This is a genomic window from Microbacterium sp. E-13, from assembly GCF_049912955.1.
Taxonomy (GTDB): Bacteria; Actinomycetota; Actinomycetes; order Actinomycetales; family Microbacteriaceae; genus Microbacterium.
In genome coordinates, this window is record NZ_CP183973.1 from 3,676,286 (window position 1) to 3,699,846 (window position 23,561).

Here is a 23,561-nt window from a genome sequence, read left to right on the forward strand (position 1 = left end):
GCGGCCGGCGCGCCTGAGCCATCCCGAGTCTTGCCTTCGGGTTATCCCCCGGTCGAGCGCACCGCGCCGACCGGCGTGATCACAGGATCGCGGCGAGATATTCCAGCTGCGCGCGGGTGGACGCCACCGCGGCGAAGCGCACCTCGGGGTCGATCTCGCCGTACACATGGTCGACGACGACGTCGACCAGCGCGGGATCGTCGGCGGGCGCGGCGCCGAGCGACCGCAGGACGTCGCGCATCTGGTCGAGGCGCAGCTGCCGATGACCCCGGTAGTGCCGGCAGATCGCGGCGAGGTCGGGGAGCATCGGCCCGTGCGCCGGGAGAGCGGGGATGGCGCCGAACCCCTCGAGGGTGTCGAGCGAGTCCAGGTATGGGCCCACGGCGCCGTCGGGATGCACGATCACGGTCGTGCCGCGACCGAGGATCGTATCGCCGGTCACCATCGTTCCGCCGGCGCGAGGGCTGTCGAGCGGGGAACGGCCGAGCGCGGCGTCGTCGGGCAGATGCAGCGAGATCGAGTCCCGGGTGTGGCCGGGGGTCGCCACGACCCGGATGCGGGTGCCGGCGACGTCCAGCCGCTCGCCGTCGCCGAGCGGCGCGGCGTCGCGGGAGAAGGCCGGGTCCCACGCGCGCACCGGGGCACCCGTCATCGCCACGAGCGTGCCGATCCCCTCGGTGTGGTCCCGGTGGTGGTGCGTCACCAGGATCAGCTCGACGGGTGCGTAACCGGCCAGCCGCTCCAGGTGCTCCGGCTCTTCCGGCCCCGGGTCCACGACGACGACGCCGTCGTGGCCGGGGGCGCGGATCACGAGCGAGTTGGTGCCGTCGAGCGTCATCGGCCCGGGGTTGGACGCCCGCACACGGGTGACGAGGGTCGTCCACTGCTCGACCGGTTCGGTCATGCGTCCCGCCTTTGCACCGGTCGCCGGGTCAGCGCCCGGAGACCTTTCCGAACAGCCGGGCGATCGGTGCCAGCACGAGCGGGCGGGCGGCGATCCAGGCGGCGGCGATGACGACGAGGGACAGGGCGAAGAACCAGAACCCCGTCCAGTTGTCGGCGTAGGCGTCGGGGTCCACGCTGCCCTGCGCGGCGTACATGTGGTTGAGGTTGCGCAGCGCCCCGGTGGCGAACACCAGGAACACGTGGATCGCGATGAACGCCACGAAGTACAGCATCACCGGGAAGTGCACCGCGCGGGCCCACTCCACCGGGTACGCCTTGTTCAGGCCAGCGGCATTCTTGGGCCACACGCCCGACATGCGCACGCCGGTGATCGCGGCCAGCGGGGCGGCGATGAACACTGTGGCGAAGTACGCCAGCTGCTGCAGCGCGTTGTAGTTCACCCAGCCGTTCTCGGTCGGCCAGTCCAGCGACACGTACTGCAGGGCCGCGCTGACGGCGTTGGGGATCACTTCCCAGCTGGTGGGGACGATCCTCATCCACTGCCCGGTGACGAACAGCAGCACCACGAAGATGACCCCGTTGACCAGCCACAGGATGTCGAGCGACTGGTGGAACCACAGGTTCAGGCTGATCTTGCGCCGGCCGTTGTTGCGCGGCGACCAGAACACGCTGGGCCTCTTCTCGGTGCGCACCCGCAGGCCCGAGCGGATGATCAGCACCATCAGGAACACGTTGAAGAAGTGCTGCCAGCCCAGCCACGCCGGCAACCCGACCGGTGCCCCCTCGGGCAGGTGGTACTCACCCGGGTAGGTGGCGAGGAAGTCCTGCATGACCTCCAGGCTCAAGAACCAGCGCACCGCCAGCACGGCCAGGCCGGCGGCGATCAGCAGTCCGGCGCCGCCGACGATCACCGCACCGGCCCACTGCAGTTTCGTGAACGGGCCGATCCGCTCCGGCTCGGGCCGGGGAGCAGGCCTGGTGTGCGCGTTCGCGCCCGCCCACACGGTGCGGGTGAACGGCAGCGGACGGTCCAGCGGCACGCCGGTCGCCGTGGCCGGCACGGTCGCGGCGGGGACGGATGCTGCCACCCCGGCCGCGGCGGGCACGGCCGCGGCGGGGACGGATGCTGCCACCCCGGCCGCAGATCCCGCCCGTGCCTGCGCAGCCGGCGCGGGTGCGGCATCCGTCACCGGCACGGGTGCGGGAGCGGCCGGCGCGGCCGGCGCGGCGGGAGCGGCGGGCGCGAACCCGGCCGGGGGCCACGGGTCCCCGCCGGGGGTGCGCGGCAGCCCGCGCCGCAGCGCCTTCCCACCGGCGTGTTGCGTCACCACGGCGGCCACCTCCACCGGAGCCGCGGCCTCTGAAGGTGTCGCCTCGGGCCGGGTCGCCGTGCTCGCAGCGACCACGGGCGCCACCTCCACGGGGGTCACGGCCTGCGAAGGTGTCGCTTCCGACCGCTCCGGGGCCTCGGTCGCGGCCACAGCCGACCCCTTCGCCGCCAGCTTCGCCGCGGCGGGGATCGCGGATGCCGGCGGCCACGGCTCACCGCCGGGCACACGCGGCAGGCCGCGACGGATCGCACGCCCGCCGGCCGCCGCGGCGGCGGGCGCCTCAGGTGTCACGACACGCGGGGTGGCGGCATCCGATCCCGCGTGACGCGCCACCTCGACGGGCCCCGCGCCCGGCGCGGCGCCCGGCGCGTCGACCGGCGCGAACCCGGCGACCGGCGCCTCGCCCGCCCCGGCGGCCGGCGCGGCCGCCGAACCGTTGCCGTTCGTCATCGGGGCCTGGGCGGCGGGCGGCCACGGCTGGCCGCCGGGGGTGCGCGGCAGACCGCGCCGCACCGCAGAACCGTACGTCGCCATCCGCTTTACGCCTTCTTCGCCTCGAGGGCGGCGATCAGCTGCGGCACCACCTGGAACAGGTCGCCCACCACACCGAAGTCCGCGATCTCGAAGATCGGCGCGTCGGCGTCCTTGTTGATCGCGACGATCGTCTTCGCCGTCTGCATGCCGGCCTTGTGCTGGATCGCCCCCGATATGCCCAGCGCCACGTACAGCTGCGGCGCCACCGACACCCCGGTCTGTCCGACCTGGTAGGCGTAGGGCACGTACCCGGCGTCGACCGCGGCGCGCGACGCGCCCACCGCCGCACCGAGGGTGTCGGCGAGCTCCTCGACGAGCGCGAACTTCTCCTCCGAGCCCAGACCGCGGCCGCCCGAGACCACCTTCGCCGCGCCCCGCAGCTCCGGACGCGTCGACGACACCACGGCCTGCTCGACCGACGACACCGTCGCCGCCTTGCGACCCGACGCCCGCACCTCGAGCGTCTCCACCGTGGGATCCGCGACCGCGTCGGCACGAGCATCCACCGATCCCTGCCGGATCGTGATCACCGGCGCACCCCACGTCACCGCGGCGTCCACGTTGTACGCGCCGCCGTACACCGAGTGGTGCGCGACCACACCCTCCGCGTCCCGTGAGACGCCGACCGCGTCCACCGCGAGCCCCGACCGGGTGCGCGCCGCGAACCGGCCCGCGACCTCGCGGCCCTCGATCGAGTGCGACACCAGCACCGCGTCCGGCCGCACCTCGTCGGCCGCCGACGTCAGGGCGTCCACCGCAGGCACGCTCAGGCCCTCGCCGGGCGCGGCGACCAGCACCGTGACCGCGCCCAGGGCGGCAGCATCCGCCGCCAGCTTCTCATCGCCCACGACCACCGCGACCGGCGTGCCCACCAGCTTGGCCGCACCCAGCAGCTCCGCGGCGGACTTCGCCAGAGCGCCCGAGGGCGTGGTGTCGAGGAAGACCAGGATCGAGTCATCTGCAAACGTCATGGCACGTCCCTTACGCAAGCCGGTTCTGAACGAGGAACTCCGCGAGCTGCTGCCCGGCGTCGCCCTCGTCGACGATCTTCACACCCGCCTGCCGCGGCGGCTTCTCGCTGAGCCCGATCACGATCGACCGCGACGCGTCCGGGTCGTGCGGCTCCACCTCCAGCTCGGCCAGCGACAACGTCTCGAACGGCTTCTTCTTCGCCGCCATGATGCCCTTGAAGTTGGGGAACCGGGCATCCGGCAGCGCCTCCGTGATCGAGATCACCGCCGGCAGCGCCGCCGACACCTGAGCCGTCGCACCGTCCGACGCGCGCGTGCCCGACACGGCATCCTCGCCGATGTCCACCGCGCTCAGGTACGTCGCGCTCGGCACGTCGAGGATCTCCGCGATCATCACCGGCAGCACGCCGCCCACGCCGTCGGTGGACTGGTTGCCCGCGATCACCAGATCGAACCCGGTGCGCTGCAGTGCCGCCGCCAGCACCTCCGCCGTCAATCCCAGATCGGCACCCAGCAGCGCCTCGTCCACGACCTGCACCGCCGACCCCGCGCCCATCGCGAGCCCCTTGCGGACCGTCGCGTGCGCCGACTCCGGCGCCATCGACAACACCACCACCTCGGTGCCCGGCGTCTTGTCGGCATACGACAACGCCACCTCCAGCGCTCGTTCACCGATCTCATCGAGCACGGTGTCACTCGCGGCGCGATCGGCCAGGCCGGTCTCCAGCGACAGTTTGCGGTCCCCGTAGGTATCCGGGACTTCTTTGACCAGGACGACGATCTTCATACGATCTCCTCACGCTGGGACGAGTTTATGGTGCGGCGCGTAATGTACCCAATCGAGAGTTGCGCGCCTGTAGCGAGCGGCCGGAGACACGCAGAATGTATACACACTGGTGAGCGGAAGGGGGACTTGCCGACCGCTACGGTAAAGAGAGGAGGTCGTCATGGCAGTACCCAAGCGTCTTCCGGTCGACCCGATCGCCGAAGCCAAGCGCCAGTGGATCGCCCACGGCTGGGCGCCGGCGGCGGCCGGCATGACCGCCGTCACCTCGATCATCCGCGCGCAGCAGCTGCTGTTCGCGCGCATCGACACGACCCTCAAGCCCTTCGGCCTGTCGTTCGCCCGGTACGAGATGCTGCGCCTGCTCGGCTTCACGAGGGAGGGACGGATGCCGATGGCCAGCGCCATCGCTCGCCTCCAGGTGCATCCGACCAGTGTCACGAACACCGTCGACCGGCTCGCCCGCGACGGCCTCGTCTCGCGGGAGCCCCATCCTGGCGACGGCCGGGCGGCGATGCTCGTGCTCACCGACAGAGGCCGCGACCTGGTGGAACGCGCGACCGTGGCCCTGAACACCGAGGTGTTCGAGGATCCGGGGCTGTCGGATGCCGACACCACGGAGCTCGTCCGCATCATCGCGCGATTCCGCAAGGACGCCGGCGACTTCACCGAGCCCCGCCCTCAACCCGACCCCCTCTGACCCCCGAACAGAGCGCCCGCCGACCGCCGGGGAAGTCAGCGGCCGGTGAACTCGGGCGCACGCTTCTCGCGGAAGGCGGCCATGCCCTCCTTCTGGTCGTGCGTGTCGAAGAGGCTCGCGAACACGTGCTTCTCCAGGCGCAGGCCCTCGGCCAGCGGCACCTCGAGCGCCGCGTCGAGCACGGCCTTCGCGGCGTACAGCGACGGGAGGCTCTTCGACGCGATCGCCTCGGCGGTCTTCTGCGCCTCGGCCAGCAGGTCGGCGGCGGGCACGACGCGCGAGACGAGTCCGGAACGCTCGGCCTCCGCAGCATCCATCACCCGTCCCGTGAGGATGAGCTCGGCCGCCTTGTAGTAGCCGACGGCGCGGATGAGGCGCTGGGAGCCGCCCATGCCGGGGATCACCCCGAGGTTGATCTCGGGCTGCCCGAACTTGGCGGTGTCGGCGGCGAGGATGATGTCGCACATCATCGCGAGCTCGCATCCGCCGCCCAGTGCGTAACCCGAAACCGCGGCGATCACCGGCGTGCGGACGGCGGCGAACTGCGTCCAGCCGCCGAAGTGGTCGCCCATCAGCATGTCGAGCCCCGACTTCGACTCCATCTCCTTGATGTCGGCGCCGGCGGCGAATGCGCGCTCGGACCCGGTCACGACGATCGCGCCGATCCCCTCGTCGGCGTCGAAGACGGATGCTGCGGCCACCACGTCGTGGCAGACCTGCGTGTTGAGGGCGTTGAGGGCGTCCGGCCGGTTCAGGGTGATCCATCCGACGCGGCCGCGCGTCTCGACGAGGATCGTCTCGTACTGGGTCGTCATCTGTTCCCGCTTTCGTGTGAGGATCGTCAACATTCCACCAGAACAGGAGATCTGGCGGGGACAGGACGTTCTGGCCGAGATCGTCCTGGTTCCACCAGAACAGGAGATCTGGCGGGGACAGGACGTTCTGGCCGAGATCGTCCTGGTTCCACCAGAACAGGAGATCTGGGCAAGAGACCCACCGTCGGGTCAGTCGGAGAACTCGCGGATCGAGTTGATGATGCCCGAGAAGTCCTGGGCCGCCCCGGGGCCGTCGGCGAAATGCGCGTAGATCTCCCGCGCGAGCATGCCCATGCGAGCGTCGACCCCGGTGAGCTGAACGGCCTGTTCGGCGAGGCCCAGGTCCTTGTTCATGAGCGCACCCGCGAAGCCGGGCTGGTAGTCGCGGTTCGCGGGGCTCGTCGGCACCGGTCCCGGCACGGGGCAGTTGGTGGTGAGCGCCCAGCACTGGCCGGAGGCGTTCGAGGCGACGTCGAAGAGCGCCTGGTGCGACAGCCCCAGTCGCTCGCCCAGGACGAACGCCTCGGCGACGGCGATCTGAGACACGGCGAGGATCATGTTGTTGCAGACCTTCGCCGCCTGACCGAGGCCGGCCCCGCCGCAGTGCACGACGCGGCGCCCCATCGCCTCGAGGAGCGGCCGTGCCGCCTCGAAGTCCTCGTCGGTGCCGCCGACCATGAAGGCCAGCGTGGCGTTCTCGGCGCCCACCACGCCGCCCGACACGGGAGCGTCGAGCGAGCGGCGCCCGGCGGCCTCGGCGAGGGCGTGCGCGGCCCGCGCCTCGTCGACGGCGATCGTCGAGCAGTCGATGAAGAGCGCATGGGATGCCGCGACCGCGAGCAGTCCCGGGGCTCCCTCGCTCCCCCGATAGGCGTCGAGCACCTGCGCGCCGGTCTGGAACATCGTGATGACGACGTCGGCGCCGGTGGCGGCATCCGTTCCCGATCCCGCCGTGGCGAGACCCGCCTCGCCCGCCGCCGCGACGGCAGCCGGCATCACGTCGAAGCCGATCACCTCGTGACCGCCGGCGGCGAGGTTGCGGGCCATGGGCAGGCCCATGTGGCCGAGTCCCAGGAATGCGATCTTCATTTCGGACCTCTTCGTCAGGAGTGCGGGTCAGCCGCCGAGCAACTGGCGCCCGATGATCACGCGCATGATCTCATTGGTGCCCTCCAGGATCTGATGGACGCGCAGGTCGCGCACCACCTTCTCGATCCCGTACTCGTGCAGGTACCCGTACCCGCCATGCAGCTGCAGCGCCTGATTCGCGACGCTGAACCCCGCGTCGGTCGCGAAGCGCTTTGCCATCGCGCACTGCGCTGTGACGTCGCCGTCCGGTGCGTCCGAGGTCTTCGCGTCGAGCGCGGCGGCAGCGTCGCGCACCAGGGCGCGCGCGGCGCGCAGCTCGGTGGCCATGTCGGCGAGGGCGAACACCACCGCTTGCTTCTCGGCGAGCGGCTCGCCGAAGGTGAAGCGCTCGTGCACGTACTGCACGGCGCGGTCGAGCGCCCACTGGGCACCTCCGAGCGAGCATGCGGCGATGTTGATGCGGCCGCCGTCGAGCGCCGACATCGCGATCTTGAAGCCCTCGCCTTCGCCGCCGAGCACGTTCTCGGCCGGCACGCGCACCTCGTCGAGGATCACCTGGCGCGTCGGCTGCGCGTTCCAGCCCATCTTGTGCTCGAGCTTGCCGAACGAGAGTCCGGGGTTGTCGGCCGGCACCAGGAACGCGGTGATGCCGCGCGCACCTCCCGTCCCCGAGCCGGTCGAGGGGTCGGTGCGGGCCATCACGATGTAGACGGATGCCTCCCCTCCACCCGAGATGAACTGCTTGACGCCGGTCAGCACGAAGTCGTCGCCGTCGCGGATGGCGCTCGTGGTGATGGCGGCGGCGTCCGATCCCGCTCCCGGTTCGGTGAGGCAGTAGCTGCCGAAGCCTGACATCGAGGCGAGGAGCGGCACCCACCGGGTGCGCTGCGCGTCGGTGCCGTAGGTGTCGATCATCCACGCCACCATGTTGTGGATCGAGATGTAGGCGGCGATCGCGGTGTCGCCCTGGGCGAGCTGCTCGAAGATCGCGACCGCGTCGGACCGCGACAGACCGGAGCCGCCGACATCCTCGCTGATGTAGATGCCGCCGAGTCCCAGCTCGCCGCCCCGCCGCAGGGCCTCACGCGGGAAGAACGACTGCGCGTCCCACTCCAGCGCGTGGGGCGCCAGCTCGTTCTCGGCGAAGTCTCGGACGGCGTCGAGGATCGCCGCGCGTTCCTCGGCCGTCAGATCGGGGGTGACAGGGGTGATCGTGGACACCGTTGCTCCTTCAGTGATGCAGCGACGCCCTCGTGAGGCATCCTGATCAGCGCGATCGTGCCGTCGTTGGCACGACGACGATTTTACATGGACGTCCTTGTATGTGGAAGGACTTCCATTCAGCCGCCCACGTGCCGTGCCATCCGCGACGGCGAGCACGCAAGGACCGACGCGGATGCCGCGACTCACGCTCCTGCGTCGGGCCACACCATGAACGGCCGCAGCTCGAGCTGACCGTTGCGGGCCATGGGATGCCGCGAGGCGATCTCGATCGCTTCGTCGAGGTCGGCGACCTCGAGGATGTCGAAGCCGCAGATCACCTCGGCGGTCTCGACATAGGGTCCGCGCGAGGTGAGCACCTTGCCGCCGCGCACCTTCACGACCGTCGAGTCGGCCTGCGGCGCCAGCACCTCGCCGATCACCCGCTTGCCGCTGGCGTCGAGGGGGTCGACCCAGAGATCCACGTCGGACTCATCGGGCTGGGTGTCGGGTTCGAGCGAGGTGACGACGAACATCATGTACTTCATGGGTCGATCCTTCCGATTGCGGGCGGCCTGACGCCAGCCTCACTCGGGTCGTCGTTCGGGCCCCGCCGATCTCGACACTTCGCGATGACATCTTTTTCAGCGCACGATGCGCGAGTGCGGGCGGCGGGCGATCGCACCGCTGATCACCGCCGCGACCGCGCACAGGCCGGCGGCTGCGAACCACGCGACGGTGTACTGCCCGGTCTGGTCGCGCACGATGCCGGCGAGCACCGAGGCGACGCCTGCGCCGACCTGGTGCGCAGCGAAGACCCAGCCGAACACGAGCGGCCCTCGGTCGCCGAAGACTTCGCGGCACAGGGCGATCGTCGGCGGCACCGTCGCCACCCAGTCGAGCCCGTAGACGACGATGAAGACCACGATGCTCGGCTGCACCGTCGCCGACAGCAGGCTCGGCAGGAACAACAGGCTCACGCCTCGTCCCGCGTAGTACACGGCGAGCAGGATGCGCGGGTTCACGCGGTCGGTGAGCCAGCCCGAGAGAACGGTGCCGGCGATGTCGAAGATGCCGACGATGGCGAGCAGCCCCGCCGCGGTGGTCTGGGGCATCCCGTGGTCGTGGGCGCTCGGGATGAAGTGCGTGCCCACGAGGCCGTTGGTGGTGGCGCCGCAGATGGCGAAGCCGGCCACCAGCGCCCAGAACGACCGCACCTTCGCCGCGTCCCGCAGCGCGCCGAGCGCCAGCGCGGCCGCGCCGCCGCCCCGGGGCGCCCTGTCCCGGGGCGCCGCATCCGGCTGTGCGCCATCCGGCTGCTTCTCTTCGACGTCGACAGTCGGGGCCGGCTCGCCGTATCGCCCGACGCCGAGGTCGGAGGGGCGGTCGCGCAGCAGTGCGAGTACGAGCGGCACGACCAGCAGCGCGCCGCCGGCGATGATGATCGACGCGATCCGCCAGCCGTAGTCCTCGGCCGCGACCGCGATGACGGGCAGGAAGATCAACTGTCCCGTCGCACTGCCGGCGGTGAGCACCCCCGAGACGAGCCCCCGGCGCTTCGCGAACCACGTCTCGGTCACGGTCGCAGCGAACACGAGCGCCATCGAGCCGGTGCCGAGGCCGATGAGCAGTCCCCAGGTGAGGAGCAGCATCCACGGCGACGTCACGAACACCGTCAGCGCGCTCCCGGCCGCGATGAGCAGGAGCGCCGTCGTCGTGACCGTGCGCAGGCCGAATCGCTGCATGAGCGCCGCCGCGAACGGCGCGGTGAGGCCGAAGAGCACCAGGTTCAGCGTGACGGCGAGCGACATCTCGGTGAGCGACCAGCCGAACTCCTCTTCGAGCGGGAGCATCAGCACGCCGGGGGCGGCCCGGAAGCCCGCGGCCCCGATCAGCGCGACGAGCGCCGTCGCGGCGACGAACCACGCGGGATGGATGCGGCGTTCGCGGGGGACGGATGCCTCCTCCTCGCGCGCGTCCACTCGGCTCATGCCGCTGCTCCCACGTGCAGGCGGAACGGCTCTCCGCCCATGCTGCGGCGCGCCCACGTCGTGGTGGTGGCGTCGAGAGTCCGCGAGCACGACGCGCACCAGTCCGCGGCATCCGCCACCGTCCCGCACCTCGCGCAAGCGATCGTGAGGCCCCAGGGCCCCTCGGGGTCGACGGCTCGGGTGAAGCGGGCGTAGGCGTGGAGCACGGGCAGCGCCTCCGCACCCGTGGCGGTGACGACGTACGCACCCCCGACCCGCGCGAGGAGTCCCGCGTCGACCATGCTGCGCAGGCGCCGTGCCAGGACGCTGTCGGCGGCGCCGGTGGCTGCGCGCAGCTCGTCGAAACGCGCACGACCCGAGAACGCCTCGCGAAGGATGAGCAGCACCCACGGGTCGGCGAGAACGTCGGCGGCGTGCGCGATCGGGCACGTGGAGCTCGACCAGTCTGATCGGAGGGGCATGGGTTAACTTTCTTGAAGAAAGCTCGGGGTGTCAACCCTCGTGATGGCAGCCCTCGCACCTTCCACCGATGACACACCCGTCGGAGGAATCATTCTCCCGATGGACCCTCGTGCGACTTCTGGCGGACGCGGGCCGGCAATCCCGATCCGTAGCGTCGAAGTCATGGTCACCACCACCTCGTCGCTTCCGGATGCCCGTCGTCGTGAACTGTCGCCGGCAGTCGCCGCGCTTCTAGCGATCGGCGGCAACATCCTCGTCGTCGGCATCGCCGCGTTCGGTCTCGCCGGCGTCGCGGTCGCAGCGATGGCGGTCTTCGGCGCCGGCGTGCTCGACGCCCTCTGAGCGCGACGCCCCGCCCGTGCGCGAGGGGCCCGGACTCTGGTCAGCGCCCTGACGCGGGAGTACGCTGACGCCGTCACGGCTGGGGGGTGGGCGGTGAGCGATCCGGTAGCGGACATCATCGGCGATTACGGGTCGTTCGCCGCCCGGCAGCGCGATCGCCTCCTCGCACGGGGCATCGACATCTCGCCCTACCCGTTGGGACACCTGGCCTATCGGGTGCCCGAGTGGGATCAGTACGTGCACGTGCGGGCTCTGCTCGAGCGCCACGCCACGGCGAACATGGAGAACGTCTGGAACGGGCGGCCCATGTCGCTGATCCTCCTCGAGGAGCCGCTGAAGGTGCTCGACGGCAAGAAGATCCCGCTCATCGAGCTCATTCCGCCCGTCCATCAGCGCGTCTATAAGATGGGTGTGGAGCACCTCGGCGTGGTCGTCGGCGACGAGTTCGATGCCTTCTCACGGCGGCATCGCGAGGCGCTGACGGGCCAGCAGTTCCAGAACAGATGGAACGAGCCGGTGTACGTCCTGTTCGAGGACTTCACCCACGTCAAGTTCCATCAAAGACCGCTGCGCGAGGTGGTCGAGCTGCAGGGCGGCGTGTTCGACGGCATCCGTCATGTCGAGTGTTGGGTCCCTCAGCGGCTGGTGACGGCGACCGGCCCCAACCCCCTCCCCCGCTGAGACGACGGCGAGCCGTCGATCCCCGTCCTCGCGCGCGCGTGAGTCACCAGATCGGACACGCGGGATCACGTGCGCATCGCGATCTGATCGCGCCGCCGGATCGGGGATGTCGTCGACGGGCGCCATTTCACCTCGGCATCCCACCAATACGGGCCTTTCACGTGGGGCACTCCGTCGACCATGCGCACCTTCCATCCGCCGGTATCGATGGTGCGGTGGTGGAACCAGCACAGCAGCACTCCGTTGTCGATGTGTGTCGGGCCGCCCCGCGAGTGCTCCTGCACGTGATGGACTTCGCACCAGTGCGGGGGCACGCGGCATCCGGGAATGACGCAGCCGCCGTCGCGCAGAGTGATGCCGCGCCGCTGGTGATGGTTGAACCCCCGGTCGAGGGTAGTGAGAGACACCATCCGGCCGTTCTCGGCGAGTACCACGCGCTGCACGGCCCCCGCGCACGCGACGTGCCGGGCGGCGGCGATCGAGAGCGGCTCGTCGTCACCCGGCAGATACGCGGACCCGCTTCCCGTCGCGAGTTCGTCTTCGCGCACGTGGACCACGAGCGTCCGGGCGGCGCCGCCGAGCATCGGCAGCTCGCCGGCTGCCGTAGCCGCCGTCAACAGCACCGCCAGCGCATCGTGCCGTCGCTGGGCCGGTGTGCGGGTGTCGGCAGCGTCCTCCTGCGGACCACGGACGTCGCGATCGGCCCCCGCCTCGACGAAGCAGGGCCCGGGCGCAGGCGCGCCGTCGACCCGCGGGTTCAACACGCTGTCGAACCCGAGCTGCAGCTGCGCGGCGACCTCGGGGAGCAGGCCGCCCCGTACCGGAACCAGCCCGTCGGGGTCACGCCGCCCCAACGTCAGGCCACGCTTGCGCATCGCCCGCGCCTCGGCCGGCTCGGCACCGTCCGGATCGAGGTACGCCGCCCACACCCGGGCCATGGCACCGAGTTCGTCGGCCGACACCGGCCCCGCGGCATCCGCACCCTCGCCGCGGGCCGCCGCCACCAGCTCCTCATCGGCCGCCAGCACCCCTGCGCGCCCGGCGCCTGTGAGCCGGAACGCGGACGCGACCGCGACGATCCCGTCCACACCCACGTGGGCCTCCGCCAGCGCAGCGCGCAGTCGTGGGAACTCGGCCGGCAACAGCTCTCCGCTCGACAGCGCCGTGCTCCGTTGCACCGCACGGGCGGCGCCGGCCAGGCTGGTCGCACTGCGACCCGACACACGCGTCGCCCGCTGGATGAGCTCGCCCAGGTTGCGGCATCCGTAGCGCGTCGTCACGCGGTCGGAGTGCGCGCGCAGCTCGTCGCGCTCGCGCACCTGCGCGACCGCCTCGATCATGACCGCCTCGACACCGCGTTGCACGCGAGCTGCCGCCGCCAGAGCGGACAGCACCTCGCCATCGTCTCGGGTGCGCAATCCGTCGTCCGCGAGAGCCGCCGACGCCAGCCCCGCGAGCGCCTCGCCGATCGCCGCGAGGGCCTCGGCGAAGTTCGTCATACCCCCATCCTTGCGGGGGCCTCCGACATCGAAAGGTCCAGATCAGTTGCTCTTTCAAACCTGTGGATAACTTCGATCGTCAGCCGATTGTGTACGCCTGTGGAGGAAGCGGCGGCGATGTCTGCCGCCTCGCCTACGGTGCCGGGATGACACACATGGAGCGGGTCGCCGCGGCCCTTGAGATCGAGGTCGCGGCAGCGCCCGTCAGATCCGCTCGATGATCGTGGCGTTCGCCATGCCGCCGCCCTCGCACATCGTCTGCAGGCCGTAGCGTCCCCCGGTCGCCTCGAGGTACGAGACGAGCGTGCCGAGCAGGCGCGTGCCGGACGCGCCGACGGCGTGGCCGAGGGCGATAGCCCCGCCCCAGGGATTGAGCTTCTCGGAATCGGCGTCGAGGTCGCGCTGCCAGGCGAGCGGCACGGAGGCGAAGGCCTCGTTCACCTCGTACACGTCGAGGTCGTCGATCGTCAGGCCGCTCCGTTCGAGGATCCGCCGCGTGGCCGGGATCGGGCCGGTGAGCATCATCATCGGGTCGTCGCCGACCACGGCGAACGAATGGAAGCGCGCTCGAGGCGTGAGCCCGAGCTCGGCGGCCTTCGCCTCGCTCATGATGAGGGCAGCGGATGCCGCATCCGTGAGCGGCGACGAATTGCCCGCGGTGATGCGCCAGTCGAGGTCGGGGAACCGGGCGGCGAGCGCGTCGGTGCGGAAGGCCGGGTTCAGCGCGGCCAGCGACGCGGCCGTGGTACCGGCGCGCACCGTCTCGTCGAACGCCACCGCGTCGCCGCCCGCCAGAACCGGAACCACCTGCGCATCGAACGCGCCGCGGTTCCAGGCATCCGTCGCCCGCCGGTGCGACTCCGCCGCGAATGCGTCGAGCTCCTCACGCGCGAAGCCCCACCTCTGGGCGATGAGCTCCGCCGAGACGCCCTGGTTCACCAGGCCCTCGGGGTACCGGTGGGCGACACCGCGCGACACGCTGCCGCCGTGGGCCGACGATCCCAGCGGCACGCGGCTCATCGACTCCACGCCGGCCGCGATGACGATGTCGTAGGCGCCCGCGATCACGCCCTGCGCGGCGAAGTGCGCGGCCTGCTGGCTCGATCCGCACTGCCGGTCGATCGTCACCGCCGGCACCGTCTCGTCGAAGCCGGCGGCGAGCACCGCCTGGCGGGCGATGTTGAGGGACTGGTCGCCGGTCTGGCTGACGCAGCCCATGAGCACGTCGTCGACCTGCCGGGATTCCAGCCCGCTGCGCTCCAGCAGGGCCGCGAGCACTCCCGCGGCGAGGTCGACGGGATGGACCGCGCTCAGCACCCCACCGGGCTTCCCGCGTCCCGACGGAGTGCGGACCACATCGACGATGACTGCCTCGGGCATGGAGACCTCCTCCTCCGAGCCTAAGCCGGGGCGGATGCCGCGGGCTCAGGCGGGCTGTCTCGGCCGCTCAGGTGTCACGACACGCCGCTTCGGCCCGGCGAGACGGCGTGTTGCGCCACCTTTTGCCCCGCGGGCTGGAGGCGCGATCTCCGACGGTCAACGGCGGCGTCAGCCGCGTGCGTCGGGTGTCGCGTAGGTGCTGCGCTGCTCGATGACGGCGAGCGTGCAGCGCGAGATGCACACGAGGCGTCCCGCCTCGTCGGCGATGCGGATCTCCCACACGTGCGCCCGGCGTCCGACGCTGATCGGGGTCGCCGTCGCCACCACCCAACCCGACGAGATGGGACGCAGGTGATTGGCGTTGATCTCCATCCCCACGACGTGGAACCGCTCGCGGTCCACAGCGAGGTAGCCGGCCCACGAGGCGAGCGTCTCGGCGAGCGCGACGGATGCCCCGCCGTGGAGCACACCCGCGGGCTGAACGGTGCGCCGGTCCACCGGCATCCGTCCCACCAGCGCGTCGTCGCGGATCTCGACGATCTCGATGCCGAGGTTCTCGATGAGCGTCTGCGGCGCCATCGCGGCGATGTCGACGCCGGAGACGTCGCCGAACCAGAGGCTCACCGGTTCACCCCGCGGCTTCCTCTTCACGCTCGGCGGCGGCCTGGTGCGCGGCATCCGGAACATAGCCCTCGATGTGGCGCTCAGCCGGGCCGTTGTACTCCGACAACGGGCGGATGAGCGCGTTCGAGGCGAGCTGCTCGACGATGTGTGCGGTCCACCCGGTGACGCGCGCCGCCACGAAGAGGGGCGTGAAGGTGAGCGTGTCGAACCCCATGAGGTTGTACGCCGGCCCCGACGGGTAGTCCAGGTTCGGGTAGATGCCCTTGCGGCTGACGAACTCCGACTCCAGCGCGTCGTAGAGCGCGGCGACGTCGGGGCGGTCGTAGTGCTCGACGAGCGTGTCGAGCGCCGCCTTCATCGTGGGAACGCGCGAGTCGCCCTTCTTGTACACGCGGTGGCCGAAGCCCATGATCTTGCGCTTCTCGGCGAGAGCCTGGTCGAGCCACGGGCCGACGTTGTCGGCCGTGCCGATCTCGTCGAAGATGTGCAGCACCGCCTCGTTCGCACCGCCGTGCAGCGGGCCCTTGAGGGCGCCGATGGCTGCGACCACCGCCGAGTACAGGTCGCTGAGCGTCGACGTCACGACGCGCGCGGTGAACGTGGAGGCGTTGAACGAGTGCTCGGCATAGAGGATCATCGAGCGGTTGAAGGCGTCGACGACGACCTCGTCGGCCTCCTCGCCGAAGGTCATCCACAGGAAGTTCGCCGCGTAGTCGAGGTCGTCGCGCGGTGCGACGGGCTGGAGCCCGCGCCGGCGGCGCTGGCCGTAGGCCACGATCGACGGGAGGACGGCGAAGAGATGGACGCTGCGCGCGAGGTTCTCCTCGGGCTTGCCGCTCGCGTCGAGCACCGAGCCGGAACCGGCGAGATCCCGGGCGCCGATGAGGCTCACCGCGGTGCGGAGCTCGTCCATCGGGTGGGCGTCGACCGGGACAAGGTCGATCGCGGCGCGCACGTCGGCGGGAAGGTGGCGGTAGGAGCGCTCGGTCGCCCGCAGCTGCGCGAGTTGCACCTCGGTGGGGAGCTCGCCGTGCCACAGCAGGTAGGCGACCGCCTCGAACGGCTGCGTCGCGGCGAGCTCCTGCACCGGGTAGCCGCGGTACAGCAGCGAGTTGGTCTCGGGGTTGACCTTCGAGACCGCCGTGTAGTCCACGACGACGCCGGCGAGCCCCTTCTTGATGTCGGGTTCGGTCACAGCCTTGCTCCTTTTCTGAACCCGTTCCCCTGTCGCGATGTGTCGCACGCGGCGACGATTCGTGACAGGTGAGCGGTCATCAGCGCTGAATCTGGAAGTTGAAGACGTCCTGGTCGAAGTGGTTGTACTGCTCGTAGTCGATGAGGTCGTAGAGATCGGCGCGGTGCTGCATCTCGCCGAGCCTGGAGGTGAGGTGTCCAGGGTATCGAGTGCGCGGGATGCTGCACCCATCGCGATGCGCAGCAGCGACACCGGCCAGATCGAGGGGAGAGGGATTCGAGGATGCTGTGGAGCGCGTTGTGCAGGTGCACGTGCGTGGCGTGTGCGGCGAGGTCCGCATCGCGGCCGGCGATCGACGACGCGATCAGCCGGTGCTCGGAGACCGATGCCGCCAGGCGGGCGGGATTGTCGCGCGCGAGTCTGCGCACCCGCACCAGATGGGTGCGCACCGCGCGCAGCGGCATGCGCACCTCCTCGTTGATCGACACTCGGCGAGTGTATACACAAACACGGAAAGCGCCTATTCCAGAGCCATACTTCACGTGATGCGTATACAAAGTCGACCCCCTAGGGGATTCACCCGATACCCGCCCGGCGCAGCCGGGTATACCGTCCGCAGCACCGAGGCACCGGGCGACGCAGTCGGAGCCGCAACATGAGGGAGACGCCATGCAGAACATGCGCGCAGCGGCCGCCATCGCCGCCCTGGCCGGGGCGCTTCTCGCCGTCGGTGCGACGTCGGTCGCCTCCGCGGCGCCCGGACAGGTGGAACACTTCGACGATGTGAATCAGGAGAGCTTCACCGCGCACGACCCGGACCTGTGCGACGGCATGCTCGACTTCCCGGTCGAGTGGGAGGAGCACGCGGTCGGCTCGTTCCGGATCATCGAGCGTCAGGGGCAGGATTACGGCGGCTTCAACGCCAGGCTGGTGGGCACGTGGACCAACGCCGACACGGGCTACGGCTATCACTACGACCAGCGGCTCCACAGCAAGGACCAGAGACTCGTTCCGAACGACATCGACGGACTCACCGTGACGTTCATCGACCGCTTCAACACCTTCTGGACCGACGACTTCGGCCGTGCAGCGTTCCACGACGCCGGTGCGAACACGGTCACGATCGAAGTCGACGCTGACGGCGAGTTCGCCGAGTTCATCGACGACCACGTGCGAGGACATCTCGGCACCGAGGGGCGGGACTTCTGCGAGGACCTGATCGAGTTCACGACTCCGCCGGCGCCCTGATCACCGCCATCGGAAGCGTCGCCGTGAGGATAACGTGAGGAGTATTCATAACTTTGTGAATCCGGCGTAGCTTCAGCCTCATGTCCACCGTCATCCGCACCAGCGGCCTCACGAAGCACTACGGGCGCGTCCATGCCCTGGACGGACTCGACCTCGCCGTGGACGAGGGCCAGATCCACGGGTTCCTCGGGCCGAACGGGGCCGGAAAGTCCACCACGATCCGGATCCTGCTCGGGCTCGCGCGCAAGACCGGAGGGGAGGCATCCGTCTTCGGTCTTCAGCCCTGGCGAGAGGCAGTCCAGATCCATCGCCGGGTCGCCTACATCCCCGGCGATGTGAGCGTCTGGCCGAACCTGTCGGGCGGCGAGTCGATCGATCTGCTCGCGCGCCTGCGCGGGGCGTCGCGCCACGACAAGCTCTACGCGGGCGAGAAGGCCCGGCTCATGGAGGCGTTCCAGTTCGATCCGCGCAAGAAGGGCCGCGCGTACTCCAAGGGCAACCGCCAGAAGGTGGCGCTCATCGCTGCCTTCGCGGTGCCCGCCGATCTCTACATCCTGGACGAGCCCACCAGCGGCCTCGACCCGCTCATGGACGTCATGTTCCGCCGGGAGGTCTCGCGCGTGCACGCCGCGGGTGCGACGGTGCTGCTGTCGAGCCACATCCTGTCGGAGGTGGAGCAGCTCTGCGATCGCGTGTCGATCATCCGCGCCGGCCGCGTCGTCGAGAGCGGCACGCTCGCGGACATGCGGCATCTCACTCGCACGGAGGTCTCGTACGAGGGGACGGATGCCGCACCCGTGGCCGCGCTCGCCGCGGCGCACGACGCCCTCGTCGAAGACGGCCGCGTGCGGTTCACGGTCGACAGCGACCAGGTCGCAGGGGTGCTTCCCGAGCTCTCGCGACTGGGCGCCCCCGGCCTGCGGGTGGCCCCGCCCTCGCTCGAGGAGCTGTTCCTGCGCCACTACGGCGACGAGCTGAGGGGCGACGAGCTGAGGGGCGACGAGCTGAGGGGCGACGAGCTGAGGGGCGACGACCTCGCCGCGCTGGAGGGGAACGGGCGATGAGTCGCGTCACGACCCTGCTCAGCCAGCGGCTCCGGAGGGACTGGCTGCAGCTGGCGCTGTGGATCCTCGGCACGATGGCGCTGGCGCTCGCAGGGCTGTCGGGCGCCGCGAGCACCTACGGGACGGAGCAGGAGCGCACGGCACTGCTCGCCACCGTCATGGCCAACCCGGTCATCCTGCTCTTCCGCGGGCTGCCGTCCGGCCCGGACGAGCACGCGTTCATCGTCTTCCTCCTCATGCCGTTCCTCGTCATGATGGCCGCATTCATGAGTTCGTTCCTCGCCGTGCGCCACACCCGCGGCGACGAGGAGGCGGGGCGCCTCGAACCGGTCGCGGCGACGCCGGCGGGCAGGACCGTGCCGACGGCCGCGACGATCGTTCACGGGGTGCTCGCCGACGTCTTGCTCGGGATTCTGGTCGCCGCCGCATTCCTGAGCGGCGGGTCACCGGTCGAAGGGTCGCTGCTCGCCGGATTCACGGCCGCCTCCGGCGGGCTGGCGTACCTCGGAATCGCACTTCTCGCGGCCCAGCTCATGCGCACGTCGCGGGGGGCGAACTCCCTCGCGGTATGGGTGCTCGTGGTCACCTACTTCATCGCCGGCATCGGCAACGCGGTGGGCACGCCCAGCGATGACCTCACCCACATGCAGAGCTCCTGGTTGACGTGGCTCTCACCTTTCGGATGGGCCGAGAACACCCGCGCGTTCGACGAGAACGCATGGTGGCCCGCCTTCCTGTGCCTGGCCGTGTTCGTCGCGTTCGCCGCAGCAGCGCTGGCCCTGCAGAGCGTGCGTGACCTCGGCGCGAGCATCCTGCCCGAACGCCGCGGCCGCACCGCGGCGCGCGCGACCCTGTCGTCGCCGACCGCCCTCGTCACGCGACTCGCGGCCGGGTCGGCCGTCGGCTGGATGGCGGGGGCGTTCTTCGCGGGAGCACTCTCGACCTCGCTCGGATCCGTCGTCGACCAGATGGGCACCGACAACCCCGCCGTCGCCGACATGCTCAAGGCGCTGTCGGCCGAGGCCGACCTCCCGCAGGCGGTGGTCGTCGTCTTCTTCACCATGGTGGGGCTCCTCGCCGCCTGCGCCGGCGTGCAGACGGTCGCGCGCGCCCGTCAGGAGGAGGCGCACGGCACCGCCGAACCGGTCCTCGCCTCGCCCGTGCAGCGGGTGCGGTGGCTCGCCGACTTCGTGGTCATCGGCTTCGCGGCCATCGTTCTCACGTGCGCGACGGCGTTCGCCGGAGCCTGGGCCGGGGCGGCGGGCCTGGACGACGGCGCGGCGCTGACCCGCTCGGCGTTCGTGGCCGCGAGCGGGCAGGTGCTCGCAGCATCCGTCTTCCTCGTCCTGACCGCGGTGACCTTCACGCTGGCACCCCGGTGGACGATCCCGCTCGGCTGGACGCTGGTCACGGCCGCCATCGTCTTCGGCCTCTTCGGCCCGCTGCTCGGCCTCCCCGAGTGGGTCACGAATCTGTCGCCGTTCTCGGTCGCGCCCGTGCCGGACGGCGACGGGGTCGACGTCCGCGGGATGTGGTGGCTGGTGCTCGCGACGGGCATCGGCGCCGTGGCATCCCTGTCCCTCATGCGCCGACGCGAACTGGCGTCGGCAGGATAGGTGTCATGACGAACGAGCATCCCGGCGCCGAAGCCGCCGAGCAGGCCGCCGCGATGCTCACGGCCGTCGGCATGCCGCGGATGCCCGCGCGCGTCATGATGGCCCTCGCCGGCTCGCCCGACGAGGGATACACCGCCGCCGAGCTCGCCGATCGCCTCGGCGTGTCGGCCGCAGCGGTTTCGGGCGCGGTGCGGTACCTCGTGTCGCTGCGGCTCATCCACCGGCTGTCGCGCCCCGGCGATCGGCGCGACCGCTACGACCTCGCCGAGGACTCGTGGACGGGCATGATCTCGGCGAACGCCCCGCTGTATGGCATGCTCGCCGCGTCGCTCGACCGCATCGCCGACGAGAACCCCGCGGCCCCCGCGTCGGCGGCGCGGGCGCACGAGATCGCCGACTTCCTGCGCTACCTCGCGGAACGGATGCCGCAGCTCGCCGCCGAGTGGCGGGCCGGACGCAACGGCGGCCCGGGTGACGGGGGGCCCGGTCAGGGCGACGGTGACGAACGCGAGCGCGGGGCGGCGCCCGCGGCCGGGTAGCCTTGCCCGAGTGACAGACGCGCCCCGCTACATCGTTGCCACCGACGGAGCCTGCAAGGGCAACCCCGGACCCACGGGCTGGGCATGGGTCGGCGAGGACGGGCACTGGGCCGCCGGCTCGATCCTCGTCGGCACGAACAACGTCGGTGAGCTGACGGGACTCCTGAAAGCCATCGAGGACCACGCCGACGTCGCGAACCTCGTCGTGCAGGCGGACTCCAAGTACGCCATCGACACCTACACGAAGTGGATGGACGGCCACCGCCGCCGTGGGTGGAAGACCTCCACCGGCGCGCCGACGAAGAACGTCGACATCCTCGAGCAGCTCATCGTGGCCCGCGACGCCCGCCGCGCCGCCGGTCAGCCCGACGTGGTGCTCGAGCACGTGCGCGGGCATTCGGGCCACGTGCTCAACGCGTGGGCCGACGAGCGCGCCGTCCGTGCGTCGGAGCACGCCGCCAAGGGCATCGAGAGCGCCTGGTCGTCGCTCGGCGCTCAGGACCGCATCGACGTCTCGACCCGCCCGAAGAACGGCCGCTGAACCGCGGGCGCGCGGCGCCGGCGCCGATACCAGAGGAGATCTGCACACGCGAGGGCGCAGCATCCGCGTTCCTCCTCGCGTGTGCAGATCCCCGCTGAACTCGGGCCGCCCGAGGACGGGCGCTGACCCGCTACAGCTCTGACCGCTACAGCTGTGCGCGGTAGTCGCGCCACGCCTCGCCGAGGCGGCGCACGCCCTCTTGCAGCGCGGATTCCGGGGCGGTGTACGGCACGCGGATGTGGTCGTCGTAGACGACGGATGCGGTGAACTCGGTGCCGCCCGCGACGGCGACGCCACGCATCGCGGCGAGGCGCGCAAGAGCGGTCGCCGACCCCACCGGCAGCCGTGCCCAGAAGGCGAGACCGCCGCGCGGCGGGGTCACCTCCCAGTCGGGGAGGTGCTGCGTCATCGCCGCGAGCAGGTGCGCGGATGCCACGGCGTGCGTCTGCGAGGTGGCGAGCCGCAGCGCGCGTGCCTCGTCGACGAGGTCGAGCGCGAGAAGCTGAGCCGGCACGCTCGTCGACTGGTCGACGAGCTGGCGGAGGCCCCGCAGGCGCCGCACGAGAACCGGGTCGGCACGCACCCATCCGATGCGCAGGCCCGACCACGACCACTTCGACAGCGAATCGACGACGATCACCGGCGCGTCGGGACGGAGCGCCGCGAGGGTCGCCGGCACCACCCCGTCGAAGGAGACGTGGGCGAGCACCCGGTCTTCGAGTATCGGCACGCCGTACTCCGCCGACAGGTCGGCGAGGCGCTGACGGGATGCGGCGGGCAGCCGCGTGCCGGTCGGGTTGTGGTGGTGCGGGTTGACGGCGATGAGCACCGGTCGTAGCGCCACGATCGCGTCTTCCAGCTCGTCGACGTCGATCCCGTCGGGACCGATGGAGACACCGTGCACGCGCCCGCCGCGCCGCCGCACCGAGTCGGCGAGGCCCGGCCACGTCACCGACTCGGTGAGCACGACATCGCCGGGTGAGACCAGCTCGTCCACGACGAGGCTGATCGCCTGCTGGGCTCCGTGCGTCACGAGGATCTGCGCCGGCGTCGCGGGCGTTCCCTCCTCCTCGAAGAGCGCGGCGAGCCGGGCCCGCAGGACGGGCAGGCCCGCCGGATCGGTCTCGGCCAGGGTGACCGGCTCGAGCGTGGGGGTGTGCGCGCGCACGAGATCGATCACGAGCTGGGGCATCGCCGGCACGGCGCGCAGCAGGTCGATCCCCGAGGGGGAGGCCGAGAACAGACCTTCGCCGCGGGCCGTCCGCTCGCGGACGGGTGCTGCGGCCCCGATGGGTCCGGCGACGCGTGTGCCGCTCCCCTGTCGTCGCTCGACGAGCTCGTCTTCACTGAGCAGTCCGTACGCGGCGACCACCGTTCCCCGCGAGACGGCGATCGCGCCGGCGAGGGCGCGCTCGGCCGGCAGCCGGTCGCCGGGCCGAAGCTCGCCGCCTTCGATGAGCGAGGCGATCGCCTGCGCCAGGCGCCGCGTCAGAGTGCCGTCGCCGTGCGCCCACCGGCCCAGACGTCCAGCGAGGCGGGAGGCGTCGACCGTGCCGCCGAGGGCCACCCTATGGTCCACCAGCCGCCCATTGGCCCTGTCAACCGTCGTCATACCACCGCATTCTGGTCCAATGTTCCGTACAACCGCCACATCATCCGCTTCTCGCAGTCCACTCTCGTCGGATTGGACCATTCAGCAGCTGCTGGATTGGATCGCGGCCGACGACGCCCGCAGCCACGACGAGAGTCTTCGGTCGATGCTCTCGGCGCTCGTCGCCGGCATCGTGCCGGGCGACGCACCTGCCTTGACCCCGCGGACGCCCGTCGCGCTGGTGCGCGCCGTCGCCGAGAAGACGCGCACCGCGCCGGCGCTCCGCGGCCGCACGCTCGGGTCCGTCCCGGGCGTGGCGGAGGCGCTCCCGGCGGCCGAGCCCCACCGCACCGACCGTTCCGCGGCCGCCGGGCAGCCGGCATCCGTCCGAACCGCCGTGCCGCAGCTCGGCTGAGCCCCGCTCCCCTACACGCCGGGCGCCGCCGCGCACCAGCGGA

General features: G+C 71.1%; 24 protein-coding genes and 2 pseudogenes. 9 read left to right on the plus strand and 17 right to left on the minus strand.

What is annotated here, in order from left to right; all coding sequences use genetic code 11:
- Positions 1-79: 79 nt before the first annotated feature.
- From ACN9MP_RS17040 to ACN9MP_RS17055, 4 genes are read right to left on the minus strand one after another with little or no spacing between them, the layout of a single operon-like run.
- Positions 80-904 (minus strand): MBL fold metallo-hydrolase, encoded by an 825-nt coding sequence (locus ACN9MP_RS17040; protein WP_426322149.1) that lies wholly within the window; start codon positions 902-904, stop codon positions 80-82.
- A 28-nt stretch (positions 905-932) separates the two neighbouring features.
- Complete coding sequence (locus ACN9MP_RS17045) at positions 933-2,771, minus strand: cytochrome b/b6 domain-containing protein (RefSeq protein WP_426322151.1); 1,839 nt, start codon at positions 2,769-2,771, stop codon at positions 933-935.
- A 5-nt stretch (positions 2,772-2,776) separates the two neighbouring features.
- Positions 2,777-3,742, minus strand: coding sequence for an electron transfer flavoprotein subunit alpha/FixB family protein (locus ACN9MP_RS17050; protein WP_426322152.1), 966 nt, complete (start codon positions 3,740-3,742; stop codon positions 2,777-2,779).
- Between the two features lie 10 nt (positions 3,743-3,752).
- Positions 3,753-4,529, minus strand: a complete 777-nt coding sequence (locus ACN9MP_RS17055) for an electron transfer flavoprotein subunit beta/FixA family protein (RefSeq protein WP_426322154.1) — start codon at positions 4,527-4,529, stop codon at positions 3,753-3,755.
- Between the two features lie 160 nt (positions 4,530-4,689).
- Here ACN9MP_RS17055 and ACN9MP_RS17060 point away from each other — a divergent pair, with 160 nt between their 5' ends.
- Positions 4,690-5,226 (plus strand): MarR family winged helix-turn-helix transcriptional regulator, encoded by a 537-nt coding sequence (locus ACN9MP_RS17060; RefSeq protein ID WP_426322156.1) that lies wholly within the window; start codon positions 4,690-4,692, stop codon positions 5,224-5,226.
- Between the two features lie 35 nt (positions 5,227-5,261).
- Here ACN9MP_RS17060 and ACN9MP_RS17065 read toward each other — a convergent pair whose 3' ends face one another.
- The 6 genes from ACN9MP_RS17065 to ACN9MP_RS17090 all read right to left on the minus strand — a co-directional run bounded on the left by ACN9MP_RS17065 (position 5,262) and on the right by ACN9MP_RS17090 (position 10,782).
- On the minus strand, positions 5,262-6,041 hold the full coding sequence (locus ACN9MP_RS17065) for an enoyl-CoA hydratase (RefSeq protein WP_426322158.1): 780 nt from the start codon (positions 6,039-6,041) through the stop codon (positions 5,262-5,264).
- Positions 6,042-6,230: 189 nt separating this feature from the next.
- Positions 6,231-7,130, minus strand: a complete 900-nt coding sequence (gene mmsB / locus ACN9MP_RS17070; RefSeq protein WP_426322160.1) for a 3-hydroxyisobutyrate dehydrogenase — start codon at positions 7,128-7,130, stop codon at positions 6,231-6,233.
- A gap of 27 nt (positions 7,131-7,157) precedes the next feature.
- Complete coding sequence (locus ACN9MP_RS17075) at positions 7,158-8,342, minus strand: acyl-CoA dehydrogenase family protein (protein WP_426326093.1); 1,185 nt, start codon at positions 8,340-8,342, stop codon at positions 7,158-7,160.
- Between the two features lie 194 nt (positions 8,343-8,536).
- The gene (locus ACN9MP_RS17080; RefSeq protein ID WP_426322162.1) at positions 8,537-8,878 is read right to left on the minus strand and encodes a YciI family protein; all 342 of its coding nucleotides are present in this window, start codon (positions 8,876-8,878) and stop codon (positions 8,537-8,539) included.
- A 96-nt stretch (positions 8,879-8,974) separates the two neighbouring features.
- Positions 8,975-10,321 (minus strand): MFS transporter, encoded by a 1,347-nt coding sequence (locus ACN9MP_RS17085; RefSeq protein WP_426322164.1) that lies wholly within the window; start codon positions 10,319-10,321, stop codon positions 8,975-8,977.
- Positions 10,318-10,782: a winged helix-turn-helix transcriptional regulator gene (locus tag ACN9MP_RS17090; protein ID WP_426322166.1), complete on the minus strand. Its 465-nt coding sequence runs from the start codon at positions 10,780-10,782 to the stop codon at positions 10,318-10,320. The genes ACN9MP_RS17085 and ACN9MP_RS17090 overlap by 4 nt, the downstream gene beginning before the upstream one ends.
- A gap of 163 nt (positions 10,783-10,945) precedes the next feature.
- On the opposite strand from ACN9MP_RS17090, the gene ACN9MP_RS17095 reads away from it, so the two are divergent.
- The gene (locus ACN9MP_RS17095; protein WP_426322168.1) at positions 10,946-11,125 is read left to right on the plus strand and encodes a hypothetical protein; all 180 of its coding nucleotides are present in this window, start codon (positions 10,946-10,948) and stop codon (positions 11,123-11,125) included.
- Positions 11,126-11,218: 93 nt separating this feature from the next.
- A complete protein-coding gene (locus ACN9MP_RS17100) occupies positions 11,219-11,806 on the plus strand; it encodes a VOC family protein (RefSeq protein ID WP_426322170.1) in 588 nt (195 codons plus the stop codon).
- Positions 11,807-11,871: 65 nt separating this feature from the next.
- On the opposite strand, the gene ACN9MP_RS17105 is transcribed toward ACN9MP_RS17100, so the two are convergent.
- The 6 genes and pseudogenes from ACN9MP_RS17105 to ACN9MP_RS17130 form a co-directional block, all read right to left on the minus strand.
- On the minus strand, positions 11,872-13,305 hold the full coding sequence (locus ACN9MP_RS17105; protein ID WP_426322172.1) for a DUF222 domain-containing protein: 1,434 nt from the start codon (positions 13,303-13,305) through the stop codon (positions 11,872-11,874).
- Between the two features lie 204 nt (positions 13,306-13,509).
- Complete coding sequence (locus tag ACN9MP_RS17110; protein ID WP_426322173.1) at positions 13,510-14,685, minus strand: thiolase family protein; 1,176 nt, start codon at positions 14,683-14,685, stop codon at positions 13,510-13,512.
- A gap of 168 nt (positions 14,686-14,853) precedes the next feature.
- Entirely contained in the window at positions 14,854-15,309 is a 456-nt protein-coding gene (locus ACN9MP_RS17115; RefSeq protein ID WP_426322175.1) for a hotdog fold thioesterase, read from the minus strand.
- A gap of 4 nt (positions 15,310-15,313) precedes the next feature.
- Complete coding sequence (locus tag ACN9MP_RS17120; RefSeq protein WP_426326095.1) at positions 15,314-16,504, minus strand: bifunctional 2-methylcitrate synthase/citrate synthase; 1,191 nt, start codon at positions 16,502-16,504, stop codon at positions 15,314-15,316.
- A 79-nt stretch (positions 16,505-16,583) separates the two neighbouring features.
- Positions 16,584-16,765: pseudogene (locus tag ACN9MP_RS17125) on the minus strand (methylisocitrate lyase); the annotation flags it as partial.
- An 8-nt stretch (positions 16,766-16,773) separates the two neighbouring features.
- Positions 16,774-16,968, minus strand: a pseudogene (locus tag ACN9MP_RS17130) (FCD domain-containing protein); the annotation flags it as partial.
- A gap of 205 nt (positions 16,969-17,173) precedes the next feature.
- On the opposite strand from ACN9MP_RS17130, the gene ACN9MP_RS17135 reads away from it, so the two are divergent.
- From ACN9MP_RS17135 to ACN9MP_RS17155, 5 genes are all read left to right on the plus strand, one after another.
- The gene (locus ACN9MP_RS17135; RefSeq protein ID WP_426322177.1) at positions 17,174-17,752 is read left to right on the plus strand and encodes a hypothetical protein; all 579 of its coding nucleotides are present in this window, start codon (positions 17,174-17,176) and stop codon (positions 17,750-17,752) included.
- An 80-nt stretch (positions 17,753-17,832) separates the two neighbouring features.
- Positions 17,833-18,816: an ABC transporter ATP-binding protein gene (locus tag ACN9MP_RS17140; RefSeq protein WP_426322179.1), complete on the plus strand. Its 984-nt coding sequence runs from the start codon at positions 17,833-17,835 to the stop codon at positions 18,814-18,816.
- Entirely contained in the window at positions 18,813-20,432 is a 1,620-nt protein-coding gene (locus tag ACN9MP_RS17145) for an ABC transporter permease (RefSeq protein WP_426322180.1), read from the plus strand. Before ACN9MP_RS17140 ends, ACN9MP_RS17145 begins: the two co-directional genes overlap by 4 nt.
- A gap of 5 nt (positions 20,433-20,437) precedes the next feature.
- Entirely contained in the window at positions 20,438-20,971 is a 534-nt protein-coding gene (locus ACN9MP_RS17150) for a GbsR/MarR family transcriptional regulator (protein WP_426322182.1), read from the plus strand.
- 10 nt (positions 20,972-20,981) lie between these two features.
- Positions 20,982-21,512, plus strand: a complete 531-nt coding sequence (locus tag ACN9MP_RS17155; protein WP_426322184.1) for a ribonuclease H family protein — start codon at positions 20,982-20,984, stop codon at positions 21,510-21,512.
- Between the two features lie 145 nt (positions 21,513-21,657).
- On the opposite strand, the gene ACN9MP_RS17160 is transcribed toward ACN9MP_RS17155, so the two are convergent.
- Entirely contained in the window at positions 21,658-23,124 is a 1,467-nt protein-coding gene (locus ACN9MP_RS17160) for a PLP-dependent aminotransferase family protein (protein WP_426322186.1), read from the minus strand.
- 19 nt (positions 23,125-23,143) lie between these two features.
- Here ACN9MP_RS17160 and ACN9MP_RS17165 point away from each other — a divergent pair, with 19 nt between their 5' ends.
- Complete coding sequence (locus ACN9MP_RS17165) at positions 23,144-23,518, plus strand: hypothetical protein (RefSeq protein WP_426322188.1); 375 nt, start codon at positions 23,144-23,146, stop codon at positions 23,516-23,518.
- The last annotated feature ends 43 nt before the right edge of the window (positions 23,519-23,561 follow it).

Coding starts and splice junctions, on each gene's coding strand:
- ACN9MP_RS17040 (WP_426322149.1), bottom strand. CDS start 904: ATGACCGAACCGGTCGAGCAGTGGACGACCCTCGTCACCCGTGTGCGG.
- ACN9MP_RS17045 (WP_426322151.1), bottom strand. CDS start 2,771: ATGGCGACGTACGGTTCTGCGGTGCGGCGCGGTCTGCCGCGCACCCCC.
- ACN9MP_RS17050 (WP_426322152.1), bottom strand. CDS start 3,742: ATGACGTTTGCAGATGACTCGATCCTGGTCTTCCTCGACACCACGCCC.
- ACN9MP_RS17055 (WP_426322154.1), bottom strand. CDS start 4,529: ATGAAGATCGTCGTCCTGGTCAAAGAAGTCCCGGATACCTACGGGGAC.
- ACN9MP_RS17060 (WP_426322156.1), top strand. CDS start 4,690: ATGGCAGTACCCAAGCGTCTTCCGGTCGACCCGATCGCCGAAGCCAAG.
- ACN9MP_RS17065 (WP_426322158.1), bottom strand. CDS start 6,041: ATGACGACCCAGTACGAGACGATCCTCGTCGAGACGCGCGGCCGCGTC.
- mmsB (WP_426322160.1), bottom strand. CDS start 7,130: ATGAAGATCGCATTCCTGGGACTCGGCCACATGGGCCTGCCCATGGCC.
- ACN9MP_RS17080 (WP_426322162.1), bottom strand. CDS start 8,878: ATGAAGTACATGATGTTCGTCGTCACCTCGCTCGAACCCGACACCCAG.
- ACN9MP_RS17085 (WP_426322164.1), bottom strand. CDS start 10,321: ATGAGCCGAGTGGACGCGCGCGAGGAGGAGGCATCCGTCCCCCGCGAA.
- ACN9MP_RS17090 (WP_426322166.1), bottom strand. CDS start 10,782: ATGCCCCTCCGATCAGACTGGTCGAGCTCCACGTGCCCGATCGCGCAC.
- ACN9MP_RS17095 (WP_426322168.1), top strand. CDS start 10,946: ATGGTCACCACCACCTCGTCGCTTCCGGATGCCCGTCGTCGTGAACTG.
- ACN9MP_RS17105 (WP_426322172.1), bottom strand. CDS start 13,305: ATGACGAACTTCGCCGAGGCCCTCGCGGCGATCGGCGAGGCGCTCGCG.
- ACN9MP_RS17110 (WP_426322173.1), bottom strand. CDS start 14,685: ATGCCCGAGGCAGTCATCGTCGATGTGGTCCGCACTCCGTCGGGACGC.
- ACN9MP_RS17135 (WP_426322177.1), top strand. CDS start 17,174: ATGCAGAACATGCGCGCAGCGGCCGCCATCGCCGCCCTGGCCGGGGCG.
- ACN9MP_RS17140 (WP_426322179.1), top strand. CDS start 17,833: ATGTCCACCGTCATCCGCACCAGCGGCCTCACGAAGCACTACGGGCGC.
- ACN9MP_RS17145 (WP_426322180.1), top strand. CDS start 18,813: ATGAGTCGCGTCACGACCCTGCTCAGCCAGCGGCTCCGGAGGGACTGG.
- ACN9MP_RS17150 (WP_426322182.1), top strand. CDS start 20,438: ATGACGAACGAGCATCCCGGCGCCGAAGCCGCCGAGCAGGCCGCCGCG.
- ACN9MP_RS17160 (WP_426322186.1), bottom strand. CDS start 23,124: ATGACGACGGTTGACAGGGCCAATGGGCGGCTGGTGGACCATAGGGTG.
- ACN9MP_RS17165 (WP_426322188.1), top strand. CDS start 23,144: ATGTTCCGTACAACCGCCACATCATCCGCTTCTCGCAGTCCACTCTCG.